Origin of the sequence: Photobacterium kishitanii (assembly GCF_000613045.3) — a bacterium.
In the GTDB taxonomy this organism is placed as follows: domain Bacteria; phylum Pseudomonadota; class Gammaproteobacteria; order Enterobacterales; family Vibrionaceae; genus Photobacterium; species Photobacterium kishitanii.
In genome coordinates, this window is sequence record NZ_LN794353.1 from 1,576,157 (window position 1) to 1,598,270 (window position 22,114).

Annotated in this window: 16 protein-coding genes; 13 read left to right on the forward strand and 3 right to left on the reverse strand. The window is 35.2% G+C overall.

Features of this window, described 5'->3' with window-relative positions; translation table 11 throughout:
* The first annotated feature begins 3 nt into the window (after positions 1-3).
* From PPBDW_RS21955 to tssM, 4 genes are read left to right on the forward strand one after another with little or no spacing between them, the layout of a single operon-like run.
* Positions 4-1,539: a sigma-54 interaction domain-containing protein gene (locus PPBDW_RS21955; protein WP_036789789.1), complete on the forward strand. Its 1,536-nt coding sequence runs from the start codon at positions 4-6 to the stop codon at positions 1,537-1,539.
* Positions 1,509-2,210 (forward strand): type VI secretion system-associated protein VasI, encoded by a 702-nt coding sequence (gene vasI / locus PPBDW_RS21960; RefSeq protein WP_237043494.1) that lies wholly within the window; start codon positions 1,509-1,511, stop codon positions 2,208-2,210. The genes PPBDW_RS21955 and vasI overlap by 31 nt, the downstream gene beginning before the upstream one ends.
* A 9-nt stretch (positions 2,211-2,219) precedes the next feature.
* Complete coding sequence (gene tssA / locus PPBDW_RS21965) at positions 2,220-3,662, forward strand: type VI secretion system protein TssA (protein WP_036789796.1); 1,443 nt, start codon at positions 2,220-2,222, stop codon at positions 3,660-3,662.
* Positions 3,663-3,680: 18 nt separating this feature from the next.
* Positions 3,681-7,226 (forward strand): type VI secretion system membrane subunit TssM, encoded by a 3,546-nt coding sequence (gene tssM, locus PPBDW_RS21970; RefSeq protein WP_036789797.1) that lies wholly within the window; start codon positions 3,681-3,683, stop codon positions 7,224-7,226.
* A gap of 38 nt (positions 7,227-7,264) precedes the next feature.
* Here tssM and PPBDW_RS21975 read toward each other — a convergent pair whose 3' ends face one another.
* The 3 genes from PPBDW_RS21975 to PPBDW_RS21985 all read right to left on the reverse strand — a co-directional run bounded on the left by PPBDW_RS21975 (position 7,265) and on the right by PPBDW_RS21985 (position 10,450).
* A complete protein-coding gene (locus PPBDW_RS21975; protein WP_036789798.1) occupies positions 7,265-8,485 on the reverse strand; it encodes a tyrosine-type recombinase/integrase in 1,221 nt (406 codons plus the stop codon).
* Positions 8,486-9,010: 525 nt separating this feature from the next.
* Positions 9,011-9,271 (reverse strand): hypothetical protein, encoded by a 261-nt coding sequence (locus tag PPBDW_RS21980; protein ID WP_036789799.1) that lies wholly within the window; start codon positions 9,269-9,271, stop codon positions 9,011-9,013.
* A gap of 492 nt (positions 9,272-9,763) precedes the next feature.
* Positions 9,764-10,450: a hypothetical protein gene (locus PPBDW_RS21985; RefSeq protein WP_036789802.1), complete on the reverse strand. Its 687-nt coding sequence runs from the start codon at positions 10,448-10,450 to the stop codon at positions 9,764-9,766.
* Positions 10,451-11,175: 725 nt separating this feature from the next.
* On the opposite strand from PPBDW_RS21985, the gene PPBDW_RS21990 reads away from it, so the two are divergent.
* The 9 genes from PPBDW_RS21990 (at position 11,176) to PPBDW_RS22895 (ending at position 21,839) form a co-directional block, all read left to right on the forward strand.
* Positions 11,176-12,594 carry a peptidoglycan DD-metalloendopeptidase family protein gene (locus PPBDW_RS21990; RefSeq protein ID WP_036789805.1) on the forward strand — a complete coding sequence of 473 codons (1,419 nt, stop codon included), beginning with the start codon at positions 11,176-11,178 and terminating at the stop codon, positions 12,592-12,594.
* 447 nt (positions 12,595-13,041) lie between these two features.
* The gene (locus PPBDW_RS21995) at positions 13,042-13,548 is read left to right on the forward strand and encodes a toxin-activating lysine-acyltransferase (RefSeq protein WP_036789808.1); all 507 of its coding nucleotides are present in this window, start codon (positions 13,042-13,044) and stop codon (positions 13,546-13,548) included.
* A gap of 3 nt (positions 13,549-13,551) precedes the next feature.
* Complete coding sequence (locus PPBDW_RS22000; RefSeq protein WP_054262232.1) at positions 13,552-14,928, forward strand: protein adenylyltransferase SelO family protein; 1,377 nt, start codon at positions 13,552-13,554, stop codon at positions 14,926-14,928.
* A gap of 11 nt (positions 14,929-14,939) precedes the next feature.
* Positions 14,940-16,112 carry a glycosyltransferase family 2 protein gene (locus PPBDW_RS22005; protein ID WP_036789810.1) on the forward strand — a complete coding sequence of 391 codons (1,173 nt, stop codon included), beginning with the start codon at positions 14,940-14,942 and terminating at the stop codon, positions 16,110-16,112.
* Positions 16,113-16,176: 64 nt separating this feature from the next.
* Positions 16,177-16,461: a hypothetical protein gene (locus PPBDW_RS22890; protein ID WP_036789813.1), complete on the forward strand. Its 285-nt coding sequence runs from the start codon at positions 16,177-16,179 to the stop codon at positions 16,459-16,461.
* Between the two features lie 328 nt (positions 16,462-16,789).
* Positions 16,790-17,782 carry a radical SAM protein gene (locus tag PPBDW_RS22015; RefSeq protein ID WP_036789818.1) on the forward strand — a complete coding sequence of 331 codons (993 nt, stop codon included), beginning with the start codon at positions 16,790-16,792 and terminating at the stop codon, positions 17,780-17,782.
* 12 nt (positions 17,783-17,794) lie between these two features.
* On the forward strand, positions 17,795-19,063 hold the full coding sequence (locus PPBDW_RS22020) for an HlyD family secretion protein (RefSeq protein ID WP_036789821.1): 1,269 nt from the start codon (positions 17,795-17,797) through the stop codon (positions 19,061-19,063).
* A gap of 3 nt (positions 19,064-19,066) precedes the next feature.
* Complete coding sequence (locus PPBDW_RS22025; RefSeq protein ID WP_036789824.1) at positions 19,067-21,193, forward strand: peptidase domain-containing ABC transporter; 2,127 nt, start codon at positions 19,067-19,069, stop codon at positions 21,191-21,193.
* Positions 21,194-21,428: 235 nt separating this feature from the next.
* On the forward strand, positions 21,429-21,839 hold the full coding sequence (locus PPBDW_RS22895; RefSeq protein WP_272897496.1) for a DapH/DapD/GlmU-related protein: 411 nt from the start codon (positions 21,429-21,431) through the stop codon (positions 21,837-21,839).
* The last annotated feature ends 275 nt before the right edge of the window (positions 21,840-22,114 follow it).

A 22,114-nucleotide genomic window follows, 5' to 3' on the forward strand; every position in this document is an offset into this window, starting at 1 on the left:
GTCATGCAACAATGGCTTCATTGTATATCAGCATTAATTAGTTATAGAGATAGAGTTAAGCTGACTGATTTTTATAATAATACGTTAAAGCAAGAGTTAGCGTTAACGGCCAGTTATGTTGTTTATCCGACAGCAGATGGTCGGGCTTTGTTTGTTGCTGGTAATAAAGGTTGGACATGGGATGTGAGTGATTTTGATCACCCTTTTTCTCATGTATTACAACAAGCATCATTGATTTTACTTGATCATAATCGGTTAGTTTATTGGCAACAGAATGAACCGTTTAAGCAATTAGCTGAATTAGTTGATTCTCGCAGTAGTTTATTAATTGCGCCACTATTTAATAGTGATAAACAAGTTACTGCGATTCAGGTACTTATTGGGCAACAGAATATAATTAATGGATTGTTGACTGATGATAATTGGCATGAGTTTAGTGATGCGTTTGTTGCACAATGGATGTTACTCAAAGATATGGAGATGCAGCATTCGCATAAACAACAACTGAGTGATTCTATTGTACGTTTGAAAGCTCAACAGCAGGAAAAAAATGCATGGTTAGATATGACATGCAAATTGATTGGAAGCAGTGTTGTTATGGAGCAGTTGCGTGAGCAAATAGCAATGGCTGCTGGTTCTAATCTCACGGTGCTTATTCAAGGTGAAACTGGCTCAGGCAAAGAGTTGGTTGCGAAAGCTGTTCATAGCTTGTCATCTCGTCGAAATAAACCTTTTGTTGCAATTAATTGTGCTGCAATCCCTGAAAATTTACTAGAAAGTGAGTTATTTGGTTATGAGAAAGGGGCATTTACAGGCGCACTGACAAGCCGTAAAGGGTTGATTGCCCAAGCTGATGGCGGTTCATTATTTTTAGATGAAATGGGCGAGTTACCATTGGCTTTGCAAGCTAAATTATTGCGAGTATTGGAAACATACCAGTATCGGCCTTTAGGATCGAATAAAGAGCAATCTTCGAACTTTCGTTTAATCGCTGCAACTCATGTCAATTTGCGCCAAAGTGTGAATGATGGTGGTTTCAGACAAGATCTTTATTATCGTATATATCAATATCCATTATTGGTGCCAAATCTGAATAGTCGATTGATTGATATTGATGAGTTAGCAACTTATTTTATCCATCAGTATAACGATCGTGAGCAACGTAATATTTTAGGTTTATCACTATCGGCGCTTAGCAAGCTTAAAAGCCTGAACTATCCGGGTAATGTACGTGAACTACGATCATTAATTGAATTTGCTTGTGTCCAAACTCAGTGTGGGGGAATGATTGAAAAATCAGCTTTCACTACCAAGTTGCCATTAGATATAAAAATGGTAGTGAAGGAGTTTGCTGCTCATGGTGATGACTTTTCAGCGATCAATGATTTACGTACAGCATTAGAATCTTATGAAAAAGCCATCATCCGCAATCGATTAGAACAGTATAACGGTGATCGTGCTAAGGCTGCTGAAAGTTTAGGACTACCTAAACGTACTCTGGCACATAAATGCCAAAAGTTGGAGATCCAGATCAGATGATAATGAAATGGATAGTATTACCGTTAAGTTTGATTTTTGTACCTAGCTTAGTATCAGCACAACAAGATTCTACAGTAATGTTAGATCGAGCAAATCAGTGTCGAGATATTGAATCAAAGCTTGAGCGTTTACAGTGTTTTGATGAGGTTTTTGATACACCTATTGCAGCTGTTGAAACATTGATGAGTCGTAATGCTGTGCAATATCCGTCATCGTGGATACGTGCGATGAAGAGTGAGCAAAATCGTGGGGATACAAAAGGCTTTATTTTAAATCAACAAGATGAAGGTAATGGATTATCACGTATGTGGTTAACTGCAACCGCAATGAATGCCCCACTGACTGATACTCAGTTGGGGCCAATTCTTATGCTGACTTGTTTCGAAAAAATTAGCCGTATCCAATTAATTTTGCCAGAGCCAATTCAAGCCGGACGAGTCAGCATATCAATTCCAGGATCACCTGTGGTAACACAAGATTGGATTAGTGATGATAGCGGATATTTATTACGTTCTGGTCGTGGAATACCTGCAATTGATGCAATAAAAGCGATGACTTCTGCACCACAATTGATATTACGTTCTGACATAGCAGGTATTGATAATTTAGAGTTTGATAATAAAAATCTTGCTGAGGCACTTACGCCAATGCGAGAAATTTGCCGTTGGTAGGAGTATTAAATGTCAATGATAAGTTTTAGAGAGCAATTGCTCACTCCTATAATGGCAGATAATCCTGTTGGTGAGCGTTTGAGGGATGATCCTCAGCTGAACTTTATTGATAGCCAGATGATGAAGGTGGGTTCACTTTCTCATGGTGAAGTGCAATGGGAAGAGGTTGAAAGCAGTGTAATAAGTTTACTCTCGACGAAATCGAAAGATATCAAGCTACTTACAGTGTTAATGCAGTGTTTACAACATAAATCTACGCCTGAACGTTTCACTTTATCTATTGGTGTGCTGGTAGACTTTATCTCGAATTTTTGGTTTGAATGTCAACCTATACCTGGTAAACGCGGCGTGGTTCACCGTAAAAAGTTTTTTAATCAAATTTGTCAGCGAACGTATGTCTCAGCAGATAAATTAGACAGTACTTTGTTTGATACGGAACTTAAAACAGTATTAGAAACGCTGCTACGAGAGCTTTATCAGCATGCTGAAACGCTGATGTTACCTGTAGATGTTGTTAATGATATCAGTGCGCGTTTACGACATAAATTAGCTCAAGTGAGTAGCATCTCTAAAGTTAACCCCCTAAAGGCAAGGATAGCTTCAGCGGTAGATTCGTCTAATTCTAATAATGTGACGTCAGCCGTATCTGCAGTGCCGATACCTAATTTAAATATTGATAGTAGTAGCGATCGTAATTTTAAAATGTCACTCCTAAAAATTGTTGAGTGTCTTTCTGAACTTGGTTGTGATGGTGTGATGTTAAGCCTCCGTATTCGTCGTTTTGCAATGTGGTATTCAATTCATAGTTTACCTGATGCTAACGTGAATGGAGAAACACAGTTAATGCCAGTTTCATTTGATCGTATTAGTGATTATGAAGAAGGTTTACAGCGTGGGGCTGATATTGAATTGTGGCGTCGAGTAGAAGAAAGTTTAACTAAAGCTCCTTATTGGTTAGATGGACATTTCTTAAGTTATCGTATCGCAATAGCATTGGGACAAGATATGTGGGCTGCGATTATTAAAGATGAATTACAACGCTTTATTCAACGATTACCAGCATTGAAAACTTGTTCATTTAAAGGGTCGATGCCTTTTATTAGTGAAGTGAGCTTGAAGTGGTTAGATAGCTCTGTTGGCAATGTAAAGGTTGATGAAGCGGTTCAAATGGGCAGTTGGAATGAGAGACGTGATGAAGCGCTTGCACTAGCACTTGAAGAGGGAATTGCTCCTTCTCTTAAAATGCTGAATGACGGGTTATCACAAGCAACTGAACCGAGAGATGCTTTTTATTGGCGTTTGTTATCTGCTGATGTGATGAAGAAAAACGCATTGCCTGCAATGGCATCAGAGCAATATCAGACTTTATATCGTCAAGTAAATGAAATGTCGGTTACAGAATGGGAACCGTCATTAATTGAACAAATTAAAAATAATATTGCAGCAGAATAACCACAGGGAAAATATAAAATGTGGAATTTAATAAGATCAATCAGTTTCAGGCTAGTTTCAAGTTTTAAAACATCATTACCTGTGATTATGTTAGCTACATTTATTCTAATTAATGTAGCTATCTGGTGGGCGGGCCCCTGGTTAGATATTTATGGCCAACAACCTTTAGCTACTGTTATATCTCGTGTCGTTCTGAGTATTATTTTTTCTTTGTGCTGTTTTACAGTATGGGGAGTTATGCAATGGCGTAGCTTGCAACGTATCAACAAAGATAAAGCGCGCGAAGATAGATTACTTGAAGATCCTATTAAACGTTTAGAAGAACGTCAACAGGTTGAACTTAATCAAATAATGGGTGAACTAAAACAAAATTTAAATAAGCGTAATTACCTTTATTGTTTGCCATGGTATTTGGTATTAGGACTAGAAAATGCGGGTAAAACAAGCTTAATTAATCGTTCAAGTCAGAATTTTGCTTTTTCTAGTGTAATGCGTGCATCAGGGAAGAAAAGTGAGAATCCATATTCTTTTGATTGGTGGATCGGAGATGATGCCGTACTGATTGATCCCGATGGTGAATTATTGACACAACGTCAAAATGAAGAGAGTAATGATGGAGAATTAGAGCGGCGTTTATGGCTTAATTTTGTCAATTGGCTAGAAAAAACGCGTTCACAACGACCATTAAATGGGGTTGTTATTGCTCTTGATATAGAGCACCTTGCGAGTTCAACTGTTGCAGAGCGCCGCGCATACGCTAATTTATTAAGAGCGCGATTACGTGAGTTGATGGAGATCTTATCAACACGAATGCCAGTATATATCGCATTGACTAAATTGGATCTTTTACATGGCTTTGAACCTTATTTCCGCAGTTATACCCAAAGTCAGCGTGAAGAGGTCATGGGATTTACTTTTTCACTGGATACTGTAAAAGATTTTGATCACTGGTTAGCTGAATTTGACCACGATTACACTCAGTTTATTGAACGGATTAATGATTCCTTACCATTGGCGTTACGTCATGCCGTTGATACTGAAGATCGTACCGCCATTTATAGTTTTTCTCGTCAAGTAGCTGGATTACATGATGTATTAAAGCAGTTACTAAAAGATGCGTTTGCTTGTGATCAGTTTTCTACACCTGCGTTAATTCGTGGTATTTACTTTATGTCTGTTTATCAGCAAGGGGTACCCACTAATGCATTTGTCGATGCTGCATCTCGTCGTTATGGTTTATCAAATACTATTAATAGTGCGCAACACTCTAAAAACTCAACTACTTTTTTTGTAAAGAGACTTTTTAACGAGATTATTTATCCAGAAGCGGGGATTGCATCTGACAGTTTGCGTGTTATTCGCCATAAGACAAAAGTGTTATCGATGTCGGTATTAGCATGTAGCATTGCATCTGTATTGTTAATTGGGGGTTGGCAACGTTATTACAGCCTAAATATTGCTCATGAAAATGCGGTACTTGATCAAGTTAACCAATTTAAAGAGGAATATTCGAATGCTAAATTAATGCGTTCAGAACAGGAATTATTAGCACCATTAAACTCAATTCGTCAAGCAACATTAGAGTTCGGGGTGTTTCAAGATCAGCCTAAGTATGTATCTGATATGGGGCTTTACCAAGGACATAAAATTGGACCTAAAGTTGAAGAGACCTATTTAGGGTTACTGCAATTTCGGTTCTTGCCAGCATTAATGAAACAGTTAGCTGCGGATATTAAAAATGCTAATTCTGAGCAACAAGAGTTATCTGCATTACGGGTCTTTAGAATGTTGACCGATCGAAGTGGACGACAAGATGATGTTGTCAGAAGGTATTTTGAACAAGTCTGGCAACAAGCTTTTCCTAATGATGCTAAAACTCAAGAACAATTACTTGCGCATTTGAATTATTCGTTAGCATATACTGATTTACAAGGTCTTCGTAATCATGGAAATAAAAATGCGATTTCGATAATGAGTCCGTACGATAATTTAATTGAGGACACTCAACAAGATCTTAGTTCATTGGATTTGGCTGATCGTGTATATGACAATTTAAAACGTACAGCAGAGCAAACATTAGGTGCGCCTCTTAATATTAAAAAAGCGGTTGGTCCTGTATTTGAGGTCGTATTTGGTCAGCGTATACAAGACGGAGCTCTAAATATTCCACAGCTATTAACTATTAAAGGGTTTAATAATTACTTTTTACCTAAAATAGAGTCACTGTCAGATATAGCATTGGCTGATAGTTGGGTGCTAGGCGAATCAACAGTAGCAAAGTTTAGCGCAGAAGATAAGCAAGTTTTACGTCAGAAAATTCGCAATTTTTATGTCGATGATTATGTGAACACATGGCAATTAGCGTTAAATAATATTGAAATAAAATACTTTTCTGATATTAATGAAGCGATAATTGTTTTAGGTAATATAGTTGGACATAAGCAACCAATAGAGCGTTTTATTAAAACAGTTGATATAAATACTCAGTTATTTCCGAAGTTACCTGAAAATGATAAAGCGCGTTTGGCGTTGATGACATCACCGCAATATAAGGTGGCATCAATGATTGCAACACCGTTTACTGATATAGATTCAATTTTGGACGATAATGGTAATCAACCTGCATATTTACAAGAAGTTATGGCTTTAGTACAGCAGCTTTATCATTATATGAAAGCGATTCAAGATGCACCTGATAAGGGTAAAGCAGCTTTAGAGGCAACGAAAAATAGACTAGCATTAAAAGGCAATGACCCTATTTCAGCATTGCAACAAATAGCAACTAATTTACCGAAACCACTTGATAGTTTAGTAAAAGAGATTGCAGAAGAAAGTTGGTATGTGGTTAAGCAAGAAGCGATTAAATATGTTGAAGTACGTTGGCAGCGTGATGTTTATAAAGAATATCAAGAAAAATTGATTTCTCGTTATCCATTCAATAGCAGTGCATCAAAAGATGTATCACTAAAAGATTTCGAAACTTTTTTTGCGCCCGATGGCACATTGGAAAGTTTTTATAACAATGACTTGAAACTATTTATTGATGATAATATATCAATGGGTACGAATAGTAGTAATGCGCTGTCATTATTACGTAGTGATGTACTAAAACAATTTGCTAATGCGGAAAAAATACAACAAGCGTTCTTTAATCGTAAAGGTATATTAGATGTTGAGTTTACGCTTGAGCCAATTAATTTAAGTGCTAATCAACGTCGTAGTGTGATTAATGTTGATGGTCAGTATGTTGAGTACAGTCATGGTTCTCGTCGGCCAATAGAATTAGTTTGGCCTAATACATTACGTGAAACTGCAGTATCTAAATTATCATTAGTTCCTGTGTCGAAGAATTTATCGCCACGAGCTATTACGATTCAAGGACCATGGGCATTTTTCCGTCTTCTTGAACGAGGTCAAGTTGTAGGTGCTAGTGAAACGAGTGTTGATTATAGATTCACTATCGATGGTGGTGATGTCGTTTACCGATTAAATACGGAAGAGGACGCTAATCCATTCACATCGTCATTATTTAGGAATTTTAAATTGAGTAAGACACTCTATTAATTAAGTGTCAGTCTGGTATCTCAAGAGTTAGATACTTGCTAATTATAGAAGAAGCTGCCTTGTGCGGCTTCTTCTATATATGCACTCCACCAGCTCATAATCTCTTTACGCTGCTCTAAATAATCAGAGCGGTTGTAACTTGCCCTTACTTCATTTTGATCGGCATGTGATAAGCACGCTTCAATAAGCAAACTATCAAAACCTTGTTCATGAAGAGCGGTAGAAGCGACTGAGCGCAGTCCGTGAGCGACTAATTCATCTTTTAGCCCTAGACTACGTTTAATAGCAGCGTTCGCTGTAAATAGGCTTACATGGCTTGTTGTATCACGCTCACCAGGGAAGACATAATCATGCTGTTCACTGAGTGGACGTATTTGATCTAAGATCTCGATAGCTTGTAGCGTTAACGGTATACGGTGCGCTTTTCGACGCTTCATATTTTCAGCTGGAATCGTCCATACTCGATTTTCTAAATCAATATCAGCCCAACGTGTTGTAGCAGCTTCTTTAGGTCTCGTCATTGTGTGCAATTGCCACAGAATGAGTAATTTGGTTTTCGTTTGAACTCTTGCGCAGGCGTTTAAGCGCTCTAAAAAGTCGGGAAGTTGTTCTGGTCGTATTGTTGGCATGTGTAATACGGTATTTTTTCGAAATACTTTAATGATCTTTGCCAGTGGGTTGGCATGTATTAAGCCGTGGTTAACCGCAAAATCCATTATTTGATTAACACTCTGGCATATTCTTTTAACGGTTGAATATTTACCGTCTTTTTCTAATGGCCGTAAAACAGCAATAGTACCGACAGCATTAATTGCAGTGATTGGAGTTTTGCCAAGGTGAGGGAAGATATATTTATCTAATGTCCTCCATTCACGGTAAGCGTGTTCGGGCGTGATGTTGTCCTTTTTGCGCTCAAACCATAATTCAGCGATGGTTAAAAAGGTGTCTGCTTGTTGTTTGCGAGCTTCTAGCTTTTTGGTTTGCTCAAATAATTTTGGATTTATCTGCTGTGCTAATAGCTCACGATACTCAACCGTTTTTGTGCGTGCATTTGCCAGTGATAGATCAGGATAAGTGCCTAGAGTGAGTTTCTGTGTTTTGTTTGTTACAGGATCACTATATTTAAATTGCCATGATTTAGTGCCAGCAGGGCGTACACGAAGCTGTAATCCATTACCATCTGATAGGGTAAATTCCTTGCCTGTTGCTGCTATAGTTTTCACTTTTCTATCAGTAAGCCGTGTCACTTGACGAGCCATATTCGTAACCTCAAAACTAGACTTCGCCAGTATATATTAGTTTCGATTTATGGGGTACATCATGGGGTACTAAAAGTGTTGGCTTGGGGTATTATTTAGTGGATTTCAATGGACGATGAATTATGGTTAACTTATTGATTGGTAATGTTAAATGTGGTTTTTATTAAACGTTAATGGACGTGGTGTTTTTAGTCCCGGGAACCACTGGATACTCTGACTACTCATTTGATTTTTATACTCTTCATTTTTCTAGTTAACCTATGGAGTACAACCAGAGGCACTAAAATTTACTGTAAACGATAGCGGTGGACGTCTTTTTCTATCCACACTGGTAATGCTGCTATCGGTTACATACAAATACTTATCACTGAGTTTACCATAACTGATAGGGGATGCTTGTCCGTTAATGTATTTAGATGTTAATCTTAATGGCAGTCGTTGTATTATTGGGTTGTTGTAGTTGTCATGCATATCGGCCAACAGTATGAGTAATGAGCAATACTGCCCATTACTCTATTTATTATTTTAGAAACAATTGTTGATATTATTTGTTGGTGTCCAGTTGCTGCCATCGTCAGAGCAATATTCTTTATGAATGCCATTAAAATAATCATCTGATTTATGGTATTTTTTGCTAATTAGATCTCGAGTTATATTAACACTACGATCAGCTTCTTGAATGGTATAACTACGCCAGGCACTATTTGCTGAGTGTATAGAGGTATCTGAAAAATCAGTACTAATAGAGTTGAAGATGTTTAAATCACTAGCGGTAATATTATTCAAATTCCCTTTCAAATTAAGAAATTGTTCACCTTCATTTAATGAATTACCACTATAACTGAAATAGCCACGGTAACTAATATTATCAACATTATATTCAATTTCGACATCTTGTTGATTTAAATGTTGAGTATCAGCGACAGCTAATTGACTACATGCTGCTAAGTTAGGTTGATTTGAATCGACATAGGTGTTGCTGATTTGATAAGAGGGATTACTATTTTGAGCGATTGATTCTCGAATAGTACAACCACCTTGTTCAAACTCATTGGCGTATGAGAAACGGATACCGTCACGTTGTAATGAATATACGCGATCTAAATGTACATCCCTAATGATAGTAGATAGATCATCACTTACTTCATAGATACTTTTTGTACTTTCAGATTCTTTATCTGAGATTGTGCGATAAACAGTTTCTTCTTTATGCCAAGTTTTATCATCAGGATCACCATTGTAGCTCCATGGCCCTTGATAATATTCAACGCTAGCTAGTCATGCGTCAGGGTGTTTTTTTTCAAGTGCAATAGTATCTTGATATGATTTTTTTAAAGAAGGAACTAAAGCAATGGCAATATCATGCAATTCAGCATTACCAGAAGCAATGAAATCACCGTAGAGTTCATCAGCGGTAACACCATAACGTTGTGCTAATCGTTTTTCTTGTTCTAATAATCGGTTTTGAATGTTGCTGCGTATTTCCGATTGTTCTTTGATCGTTTTACAACTTAGTTGTTGCTTATCTTGACGTAATTCTCGTTCGATGGTGGACCATAATACGGTTGTTAAAGGGGTGATGTTTTCGATATCAGTATTCGATGAAATAATGATATTTGGTGGAATAACCATTTGGTAAGCTTCAGTTACTTCGCCAAGATCTTCATCAATCGCACCAACAGGAACATCAACAATCGTTGGTACATAGTCAGAACAAGACGCATCGTTAGCATCAAGGACAATATCAAAATTACCACCAGTTGTTGTTATAGCGTAGGGTTCACCAGAATCTCGTTTATTATTGTAGTTTAAATCAAGATATACCGTTGCACCGACAATATAGCCATCAATTGCTTTACCAGAGATTGATGTGAAATTTGTTGTTTCTTCAGAACTATCGCCACCACCACAAGCAGATAGAACTAGAGTTGATGATATAGCAAGAGCAAGAGATGTGACTTTCATTAATTATTCCTTAATAGAATGAAAATATTACAAGTTAAGATATGAGGTTGGATCGTAAAAAATAATCGCGGAATAATACTGCTAATGATGAATATTAGTAGTGTGTGATTTTATAAAATTTTGATCTAACTCGTAATTAATAAAAACATCAATTATCGTTATTAATTATTGGTTATTTTATACAGATGAAGAGCTTATCTTAATATGCTGGTGGTTTTATATTGGTGAGTTAAGTAATTATTTCCCCCTATTTTTTATATGACGTTTTAGCATTAATGTCTGAACAACATGGTTATTAGTTTGTGAATATCTGAGAAATAGAATACTTAGTTAATTTATGAAAATATATTTTCTATGTACTACATATATTCATTGCTTTAGATTGAAATGAGTAAATAAATATTTACTACAGAGTAAAACCGTACTTTATTAATATATACAGTTCAATGTATGTTAATAACTATAATTGAATATTTATCTATTAGTTAATTAGGAAAAAAGAAATAATTTAGATTATAGCCTAAAGTTAGGGGAGTGTTTCAGCGGTAATATATGTTTTCAAATATCTTTATATAAAATAGCCGAGTTAATATAAATAGACGAATTACTATTATTCACTGCTGAAATAGTAATTCATTCTTTGTTCAGAAAAGATATGTTTTTATTTGTATGTCAAATTCACCTTATCTTTAATCAAGATTTAAAATAACGAGCATATTCGATTTATGTCTAGGTCTAAAACGACAACATTGAGCAAGTTTACTAATTATCGTTTTTTAGGGCTTGCAGGGCTTTCATTAGTAGCTGTTGCTGTAATAATGGCTAATTATCACCGTTCATCGTCGCATTCTATCGAAGATCCTGTTTCGATATCGGCGCCAGCCCATAAAGATAATACTGTATTACCATCAACTACAACACTTCCAGCGAAGTCTGATACTGATGCTACTTCATTAGCGACAGACGCACACAAAGCAGTATCGAATACCGCAGAAAAGGTTATTAAAAAATCAATGGCACCAGTCATTGGCGACAGTGTTAGCAATGAACCTAGTTATCAATACACTATTAAGCCAGGTGATACACTCAGTGAGATTTTTGCTCACGAGAAGATTCCATATTCTGTTATGTATTCCATCATTTCAGCTGATCGTAATTTTAAGGTTGCCGATCTAAATGCAGGAAATATTGTACGTTTTTGGATTGATAGCGCCAATCACCAATTAACAAAATTCCAGCTTCAACTTAGCCTTGCTGAAAATATTGAATATACCCTTACGCCAAAAGGTAATTACGAAGCCAAAAAAACAGTACTAAAAGGTGTATGGCATGATGCTGTTATCACTGGCACTATTGATGGTAGTTTTTTATCTTCAGCCAAAAAAGCGGGATTGCAATACAGTGATGCAACTCAAATCATCAATCTTCTACAAAATAAAGTGAGTTTCAATCATCTCAAAGTTGGCGATAAATTTGAGGTCGTCACTAACAATAAATTCATAGGCAGTACGCCAACAGGTGATAACCAAATACTTGCTGTACGTATTTATACTAAAAAAGACGTAATTTCAGCTTATAGTGATGGTCATGGCAATTTTTACGATCAACACGGTGAAGGTTTACAACCGGCCTTACTACGCTGGCCAACCGCTATTCATTATCGTATTACTTCACCATTCAGTTTAGCTCGCGTTAATCCTGTATCAGGCATTCTTGAACCACATTATGGTGTCGATATCGGTGCGCCTTCTGGTACTCATGTATTAGCGACAGGGACAGGTGTGGTTACACGTGTTGCGTACCAAAAATATGCGGGTAACTACATCAATATTCGGTATAACAAAACATATAGTGCACGCTTCCTTCACAATAGTCGTATTTTAGTTAAAAAAGGCCAGCATGTAACACGTGGTCAAGTTATTGCCTTATCCGGTGCGACAGGGGAGGTTACTGGGCCACATGTTCACTATGAACTGCATATTGACGGAAAACCAGTCAACCCAATGACAGCTAAAATACCGCTAGCAACATCAGTGTTACCTAAAGAAAAGCAGGCATTTGAAGAACGTGTCGCTCAATATAATAAAATGATGTCAACAGAGAGTGGTGAGCCAACTTCAAATATTAAACTTGCTAATAAATAATTAAGCAAACAAGTACGGATAAAAGCCCTCATATTGAGGGCTTTTTTATTAATATATGGTTACTGATTTTTTGATAAATAATTATATAGTATCTACGCATGCTAATTAAACATTGAACTTAATCGTATGCTAAATTTTAAAGCAATAGAATATTATAATTGTTTTTAACAATTATATGGTTATATCTATTATAAACTTGGTTATTTTACTTGGAGTATAGTGAAGAGAGTTAAATTTATAGTCAGTTAAATGACATGTAATAATATAAGTAAATTGCAAAGAAATAAAAATAAATGCGAATTCAATCACGTTTTCAGTATGGGTTAATATTCGGGTATAAGTATGGATGTTAAAAAATATACAAATACTTAGTTATATTAAATTATGAGATTTAATTAGTTATCTCTAATTACTAGAGTTGTTTTAAATTTGCGCATGGAAGCTTTTATGATGATTTTAGATAAATCAAATATCTCTGTTAGCACTAAGAATTCTTTATTTATGGAAAGGGATCAGTGTGGTAAAAATAAGAGTGAAATACTACAAGAAATTGGACAGTTGTTAGAAGTAACAGTTAAAGATAGTGTTCATAAAACTGTAAATATTAATTCATTTTTATATTGGATTAAGCCTGCTATATTACATAATCAATATATATTAATTGATAGTAAAGGAAGTATTGAACCTATCGGGTATCTTATTTGGGCTTGGGTTGATAATAAAACTCTTTTGGGATATTTAAATAATGATCATTTTATTCTACATCCAATGTGTTGGAATGAAGGTAACAATTTAATTATAGTTGATTTTCTATGTACAGAAAAACCATATACGTTATCTGTAATTAAGAAATTATATCGAAATGCAAGGTATAAAGCATTTATATCATGCAGAGATATAAATATCTGCATTAGAGATAAATCAGGTTTAGTCATAAAACACAATAGGAAATAACTTATGAGTGTTAAAACAACATCGGTAAGGAAAATAAAAAAGTTAAATTTTATTGAAACAGGTTTACCTGAGATATCTTTTTCTTCATTTGATACTTTTCGATTAATAGGAGCAGAACTTGCTTGGTTCAATAGTGATTTATTAAAAAAATATAATATTAATGGTTCAAAAGAAGAGATAGAAGCGTTTTTATTAAACGAATATTCTTATGTGTCCTCAAACTATTTAAATTCAAATCGTTTAATCATTAATGAATGTAAAACTTTTTGGGCCGATCGTTATGGTTCTAGACATGAAGTTTGTAATGGTGGTAGTGCTCGTTGTGGATTTGATGGTGTTTTTCAAGTCAAGGGTATTGGTATAACACCACTATTAGCACAAAATATGAGTAAGTCACATTCTCATGGCAAACTGTTTTTAGATGAAGCTATTTCTGAAGCTATTTGGGGTGAAATTTGTCATCGACACTTACCTTATGGATCGATTAGAACTTTAGCTATTATCAAAACAAATGTTCAAGAAGAGTTCTCATATTTAGGTAATAATCCAAAGAAACCATGTGCTTTAGCGATAAGAGAGTTTTCTATTCGCCCTGCACATTTTGAAAGAGCCACTTTTTTTTGGCCTTTACCTGAATATATTTCTTTAAGAAATGATGATGCAGATCGAGTAAGAGAATGTATTAATTATTTACCGATCTCATTAGGTGTTAGTGATTCAACGTTATCGTCTAAAAAGGAGTTATTTGATTGTTTAAAAAGCTTTGTAGTTCGTATAGCAAAACAAATAGCATATTCTAGAGTAAAGGGAATACCACATGGCTCTTTGACTAGCTCCAATATTAGTATTGATGGTCGTTTTCTTGATTTCGGAACGATTACTGCAGTACCTGATTTTGGTAATTATGTTCTGGCTGATGGTGTAGGTGCAGTTTGGGACGATCATATTTTAATAACTAATTGGTTGAAGAATTTATTTTTAAATATAGATAGTTATTCTATTCTCAATGATGCTTTATCTAATAGTTTAGTTCAGGAGTTAGTGAGATTTTTTCTTGATGAACTCGAATATCAAGAAAATTATGCAATTTTAGAAGAACTTGATGTTAAGAATAAAAGTAAAGATAACTTAATATTAGCAGGTGATATAAAAAGAAATTTGATCTCTCGACATAGAATAAATATCGGTGATTTTTGCGTTGAAGATTTTAAAAGTAAGATTGTTAATCTAGCAAAAGAAAAGAGGTTGAAAATAGGTAATGTTAAGTTTGAACTTCGAGATTTTAAATATTCATCATTTACTATTTTGAATGATGAATACTTAAGTAAGACAAAATATTCAAATGAATCAATCAACAGATTAATTGCCAATTATTGTTAAGGTGTCGAATAGTGTTTGATTTTCTTGAGCTAATTTTAATTTCAACATCATCAATAACATTATTTACAACGGTTGTATTATTGGTGTTTTATAAGTATGGAAAAGAACAAGTAAATGTTAAGACATTACCATCAGTGTCTGTTTTTGTTCCTTATTATAATGAAGATTCTGATGTTTTATTAAAAACATTATCTTATTTAGATAATCAAGAATATCCATTACTGCTTGAAGTTTTAATAATAGATGATGGGTCAACGAATGACAGTAAAAAAGCTGTTGAGCAATGGTTAAACGTTCCAAGGCGACAAAAGTACTTATTAATAAACAAACATAAAAATAATGGGCGTAAAGGTTTTGCGTTGGATTACGCTCTCAGCTTAGAGATTGCAACAGGAGATGCTTATGTCATTGTTGATAGTGATACGTTTATTCAATCTGATGGGATTAAAGAATTAGTCAGTAAATTATGGTCTGATAATAGATACGCTGCAGTGTGTGGATATATAACTCCTAATAATTATAAAGATAGTTTTATTGGTCTCCTTCAGCATTATGAGCACATAAGTTTTTATGGTGCAATTAGATCGGCACAAGATAAGTTGGGATGTGTTCCCGTGTTAGCTGGTGCTTTTGTGGCACATCGCGCATCAATTATAAAAGATCTTGGTGGTTGGAGTGAATGGTTAGTAGAGGATATTGCTTGGTGTTGGAAAGCAATATCGAATGGATATAAAACAGGGTATGCGCCAAAAGCAAAAGCTTCAACACAATGTCCAATTGATTCTAAAGGTTTGTTTAATCAAAGGCGCAGGTGGGCGAGAGGACGAGTAGAGGCGTTTGTTGTCGCTTGGAAGACTCATTGGTTTGCTGGTATATGCTCAACGCCTTGGTTCTTTATTACAGCATCACAATATATTTTCCCATCAAGTTTAATTTTATTGGGACTTATGCTGGTATTTCATATTTGGATCCCTCTTATTCTTGGTGGAATAAATATGATCTTTTATTTAATTCTGCTTCATTTGTATATTAAAGAGAACGATTTGCAACGAGAGTTAACAACGAGTCAAATATTAAAAGCACCTTTGTTTTCATTAGTATTGGAGTCGATAACGTGGTTGCCAAATTTATTAGGATATATAGACGAAATTTTAAGGAAAAAGAAAATATGGTTAACAAGATAAATAGTCTTTTAACCTTTAATGAGCGCAGTACTCTTTTACTGTAATTAATAGAAAGGGAATTATTATGTATAACTTAAATGCGAATGAGATATTGATGGTCGATGGTGGCGGGGATGGTGGTTATAATGGCCAAGGTGGTGGTGGTATGACATCAGGACCTGGTTATGGTGGTCAAGGTGGTGGGTTTGTTGGAACATCTAATGGAAATGGTGGTGCTACTTCTTGTTTAGGAGGTGTATTAGGGAATGCCACTGCTGGTGTAATAGGTGGAGCAGTAAGCGGAGGATTAGGAGGGGCTGTTGTAAATGGTTCAATTGGTGCCGTTAGTGGCCTTGGTGGTTGTATGTAAATTTATTTCCCCTTACCTTTATAGGTAAGGGGGATAGGATGTTAATAATGAATATTTTAAAATGCGTAATAATGCTATTGTCTACAGTTTTCTCTGGGGGAGTAATTTATTTTTTAAATAAAAAAACAGCTTATTTAAATGAGGTTGATGGTTTTTATTTGTCATTATCATTGACTTTTTTTATGTCCATTTTCATGTATTTTTTGTTAGTTTATCTTTATATGAAATTAAAATAGCACGTTGATTATCATAGGAGGCTCCTATGATAATCATATGAGTGTGTTTGTCTTTTATGGTGTCTTTATTTTAGTTATATGATGGTATATGTATGAAAATTTTTAGTCTAAAAAATAAGTGTAACTATTTTTCTGTGAATTGGGCTTTAATGAATAACTGTAATTATAAATGCAGCTATTGTCATCCAGACTTAAATAGTGGTTCAATTAACGCACCTCCATATGAAGTTGTGGTTCAGTTTGTAGAAAATATTAGTTCAGATGCCAAAAAGCTTGGTTTAACGCCTTATTTTGAGTTTGGAGGAGGGGAAGTAACTCTTTTACGTTATTTTAGTAAATTAATACAATTGATACATGAAAATGGTGGATTAGTTTGTATTGTTTCAAATGGTTCAAAGTCTTTGTCATGGTGGCGAGAGAATGCTGAATATTTGAATGGTGTGAGTTTGAGTTACCATGTCAATGATATTAAAGATGAAAATAATTTTATTGAGGTAGCAAAAACCTTAGAGAGTTCTAAAAATACTCGATTGCATGTTAATGTGATGATGGATCCTCAAAAGTTTAATGATTGTTATTCGTACGCTCAACGTTTAAAAGAACAAGTTAAATGTTCAATTGCACTGCAACCTCTATTTGAAGGTTTTGGCCATGGTGGTATTACCCAAAAATACAATTATACCGATAAGCAAGAGTCATTAATGAAAAGCTTCAGAGGGTGGCCAGACGAAAAGAATCTTCCTGAACCTAGATCTTTTTTGGATATAGAATATATAGATGGTTTAAAGGGGACTGTTTCTACTTTTGATTTGCTTATTAATGATCAAGTAAATTTTATTGGTTGGGATTGTTATGCTGGCGTTGAAAGTATAGTAATTACTTTTGCAGGTGAAATATATCGCGCATGGTGTATGCAAGATGGATCAATTGGATCTATATATGATACAGAGATCATTTTACCAGTAAAACCAACTCGTTGTCGTACAAAAATTTGTCAGTGTGGTGCAGATCTTTCTTCAACTAAAATTAATAAACGATTAATTGAACAATTAGATAATTCAATTGCTGTGACGCAAATTCTTTAAGAGATAATAGATATGGTTGCACGAGGTAAACATCTTTATCGACCTGAATATTTTGAAGCGCAAAAAGTAACCAGTGAGGGAAGAATTCTACTTAATGCTTCTTTTAATCAAAATATTTATCTTTGTCTTTCAATGTTAGTGCTGATTGCTATTGTAACCTTCATCACGCTTGCTGAATATACAAGAAGAGAAACGTTAGTTGGTCTAGTTAGCCCCCTTGAAGGAATGGTTAAGGTTCAAGCTAATGATTCGGGCTATATTGAACAAATTTTTGTAAAAGAAGGTGATAAGGTTGAAAATCTTACACCTCTTTACGAAATAAAAACCGAGCGCTTTGATGATTCAGGAATTGCTGTAAAGCAAAGAATTCTAGTTTCGATTGAAAATCAATATCAATTACTTGTTGAAAGAAGACAGCAAGAATCGGTGAAAGCGAATTTAGAGCGTCAAGCTTTGGTTGAAGATATTACACGATTAGATATTGAAAGTGGTATTTTAAAAAATCTCCTTAAGTTATCCAACCGTGAATTGAAACTGACTCACTTATTAGCAAATAAACAGAAAACACTTCTAAAAAACCACTTCTTATCAGATTACGATTATCAAAAGATACAGCTTGATTTGCTTTCTAAGCAGTCGAAAACTGAGAGTCATAATTTAAATTTACAAAAGTTATTACGAGAAAAGCAAAATCGTATTACAAGTCTTAAAAATAAAGATATCAGCTTAGATATTACGCTGAAGGATCTCGATAGACAGCTAGAAGCGATGATGCAAACAAAAGTGGAATTTTTGTCTAAGGGGGATAGCCAAGTGCGATCTCCAATTAAGGGAATTATTGCGTCAATTCTTGCAAATACGGGGCATTCAGTTACCAATGGCCAGCCATTGCTAGTTATTGTCCCTGAAAGTGATAAAACGTTTGTCGAATTATATGCACCAAGTCGCAGTATTGGTTTTATGAAAGTTGGCCAAAAAGTGAGATTGAGATTTGATGCTTTTCCCTATGAAAAATTTGGTGCTCAGGTGGGAACAATAACGAGTATTTCAACGTCAGCGGTAGCACCTGAAATGATTGTGAATCGTCGCTTGATTAATAATGCTGAAGTTGAGGGTTTATACCAAGCAAGAATTAAACTTTCAAAACCTACGATCACTGTTTATGGACGAGAAGAACGTTTGATTTCAGGAATGACTGTTGTGGCAGATGTTGAGCTCGATACTCGAAAGATCTATGAGTGGATTTTAGAGCCATTTTACACCATTAAAGGGAAGGTTTAGCGAGTGAATATCAGTAGTCAATTAGATTGGGTATGGGGTAAGAAGCTGGCGTTAGTACGCCAAACTGAAACTGCTGAGTGTGGTGTTGCCTGTCTTGCGATGATTGCTGATTGGCATGGATATAAAATTAGCTTAAGACACTTACGAGGAAGATTTGATGTTACTCAACATGGTATGTCTTTCGCGCGACTTATTGAATGTAGTGAATTGCTGAAGCTTTCTGCGAGGGCTGTTCGACTTGATTTAGATGAATTGCATCAGTTGAGTACACCTTGTATTTTGCATTGGAATTTAAATCACTTCGTGGTTCTGAAATCCGTTAAAGGAAATAAAGTTGTTATTCACGATCCGGCAAATGGAATAGTTCATCTTTCATTGTCTGAGGTAAATAAGTCTTTTACAGGTGTCGCTCTAGAATTATCTCCTATGCATGATTTTAAAGAGGAGGATGAAAAACAAAAGACTAAGCTTTCAGATCTTATTGGTAAGACCGTTGGTTTAAAAGCTTCTTTAATTAAAATTTTTATATTTGCACTTGTATTGGAAGTTTTAGCACTCTTATTACCTATGCTTAACCAGATTGTAATTGATGAAGTACTCGTGGGTTATGATAAGAATTTGCTGGTATTAATTATATTCTCAATTCTTCTTATTACAGCTACACAAACACTAATTGGTCTTGCAAAAGAATGGGCAACAATAACTTTATCTGTCAATTTCAATATGCAATGGACAGCTAACGTTTTTCATCATTTGTTTCGCTTACCTATAGAGTGGTTTGAAAAACGTGATATTGGTAGTATCAGTGCAAAATTTGCTGCAATTAATGTTATTCAAAATACACTTACTACAAGCGCTATCCAAGCGCTACTTGATTTAGTGTTAGCTGTTGGCACATTAGTTGTTATGTTATTTTATAGTACAACTCTTTCTATAATCGCAATTATTGCAGCATTAATTTATGTACTGCTACGTTTTACTTGGTTTGGTGCTTTTAAACGAGCAGAAGAAAATAGCTGGGAAGCGAACACTAAAGAAGAAAGTTATTTTTTAGAAACAGTCAGGGGAGTATTGAGCCTTCGCGTGAACGGAACACTTCCTTGGCGTGAATCAGCGTGGCGCAATATTAATATTAATAGACGTAATGCCCAACTTTATGAGATGAAGCTTGGGATGATTTATAACACGATAAATATTACCATTATTAGTTTAGTTTCTGCCGCGGTACTTTGGTTTGGGGCAAATTTAGTTTTAAGTGGGCAATTTACTATTGGGATGCTTGTTGCATTTTTATCTTATCAAGGACGTTTTTCTGGCAGCATTAGTTCGTTAATTGACAAGTATTTCGAATATAAAATGTTGTCTGTTTATAACGAAAGATTAGCGGATATCGTACTTACTCAAAAAGAAAAAAATAATGAATATGGTTTTGCACCTATTCAATTAAAAATGGCGACTGATAATGATAAGTTGATCGATTTTTCAAGTGTCTCTTTTTCTTATGGTACGAATGAACCTCTTCTTCTTAATAAGGCATCATTTCAACTTAAACAAAACGAAATCGTTGCTCTCGTGGGTCCATCTGGATGTGGAAAATCAACAATATCTAAGCTTCTGCTTGGAGTTTATCAACCAACGGCAGGCCATATTACGTTTTTTGGAAATTCGAATGTTTCTATAAAAGATGTAAGACAACGTATTGGTGCTGTTCTTCAGGAGGATCAATTGTTTAGTGGTTCTATCATTGAAAATATCACTTTTTTTGGATCTGAGCTAGATGAGGATTGGTTAGTGCAGTGTACTCAAAAAGCGGGTGTGCATGATGATATAGAGCGCCTAAATATGGGGTATCACACGCTCATTGGTGAGATGGGGTCGAGTTTATCTGGCGGACAAAAGCAACGAATTTTAATTGCGCGAGCTTTATATAAAAAGCCTGAGTTGTTGATATTAGATGAGGCTACGAGCAGTTTAGATGTACATACGGAGTCACTTGTTTGTCAGACATTTAGAGATATAGATCTTCCTATTCTTATGATTGCTCATCGCCCTGAAACGATCGCATCTGCAGATAGAGTATTACTTCTGCGAAATGGCTTGATAACCGAAGTAGCAAATTCATTTAAATAAAGGTGGGATCATGTATCAATCTCAAAGAATACTTTGCCCGGTGACAGACACAACATTAAGCGATGTTCAAATAACGGAACGATACGGTTGTTATTTTGGAATTGAGCCTTGGGTAAGCTTTTCAGGTTGTCCCTCTATTACAATGACTCGAATTTCGGATAGCACGTCTATTACTGAATCATTTGTAAATTCGAGATCTATAAAAATAGGTAAGGGTTGTTATATAGAATCGACTATGCTTCCTGCATTTCCTTCAGGACCAACGAAATTGACATGTGTAGCAATTAAAGATGGCGACTTTGGACAAATTACAATAGGTAAAAACAGTACTCTTCAAGGGACTTCGATTTGTTCGTATAAGTTAGTCGATATTGGTGATAGAGTGATCTTTGGACCTAATGTGGTGATTATGGATTGCAGTGGTCATGATATTGAAAAACGGGGTACCTCCGTTGAGTTAGAACGTTTGAAAATAGAACCTGTTCATATTGGTGATGATGTTTGGATCGGCTATGGAGTCATTATTTTGCCAGGTGTATCGATAGGTTCTAAATCAGTGATTGGTGCAGGCAGCGTCGTGACAAAAGATATTCCTAAAGGAGTATTAGCAGCCGGTAACCCTTGTGTTGTTAAGCGATTAATATAGGAGTCACGCGGATTTTTAATCAGTTTTGGCACGTTTGTATAATTTAACGCTAAGGAATATAAATGAAACAAGTAATTTTTATTTTAGTTAACATCTATTATCTTTATTTATTAGGAGGAATTATAAATACTAAAAATGACTTTCTACTCTTATCTATGCTATTTATCGTCCCAGTTGGAGTCTGGAATATAATAAATTTTTTTGAAGTAAAATTTTTAGCGTTTTTAAGGAAATAATTGAATGTTATGCGTAGAAACTTTGTCATCTAAATATGT

Coding starts and splice junctions, on each gene's coding strand:
- PPBDW_RS21955 (WP_036789789.1), top strand. CDS start 4: ATGCAACAATGGCTTCATTGTATATCAGCATTAATTAGTTATAGAGAT.
- PPBDW_RS21995 (WP_036789808.1), top strand. CDS start 13,042: ATGATGATTTTAGATAAATCAAATATCTCTGTTAGCACTAAGAATTCT.
- PPBDW_RS22890 (WP_036789813.1), top strand. CDS start 16,177: ATGTATAACTTAAATGCGAATGAGATATTGATGGTCGATGGTGGCGGG.
- PPBDW_RS22015 (WP_036789818.1), top strand. CDS start 16,790: ATGAAAATTTTTAGTCTAAAAAATAAGTGTAACTATTTTTCTGTGAAT.
- PPBDW_RS22020 (WP_036789821.1), top strand. CDS start 17,795: ATGGTTGCACGAGGTAAACATCTTTATCGACCTGAATATTTTGAAGCG.
- PPBDW_RS21990 (WP_036789805.1), top strand. CDS start 11,176: ATGTCTAGGTCTAAAACGACAACATTGAGCAAGTTTACTAATTATCGT.
- tssM (WP_036789797.1), top strand. CDS start 3,681: ATGTGGAATTTAATAAGATCAATCAGTTTCAGGCTAGTTTCAAGTTTT.
- PPBDW_RS22000 (WP_054262232.1), top strand. CDS start 13,552: ATGAGTGTTAAAACAACATCGGTAAGGAAAATAAAAAAGTTAAATTTT.
- tssA (WP_036789796.1), top strand. CDS start 2,220: ATGTCAATGATAAGTTTTAGAGAGCAATTGCTCACTCCTATAATGGCA.
- vasI (WP_237043494.1), top strand. CDS start 1,509: ATGCCAAAAGTTGGAGATCCAGATCAGATGATAATGAAATGGATAGTA.
- PPBDW_RS21975 (WP_036789798.1), bottom strand. CDS start 8,485: ATGGCTCGTCAAGTGACACGGCTTACTGATAGAAAAGTGAAAACTATA.
- PPBDW_RS21985 (WP_036789802.1), bottom strand. CDS start 10,450: ATGAAAGTCACATCTCTTGCTCTTGCTATATCATCAACTCTAGTTCTA.
- PPBDW_RS22895 (WP_272897496.1), top strand. CDS start 21,429: ATGCTTCCTGCATTTCCTTCAGGACCAACGAAATTGACATGTGTAGCA.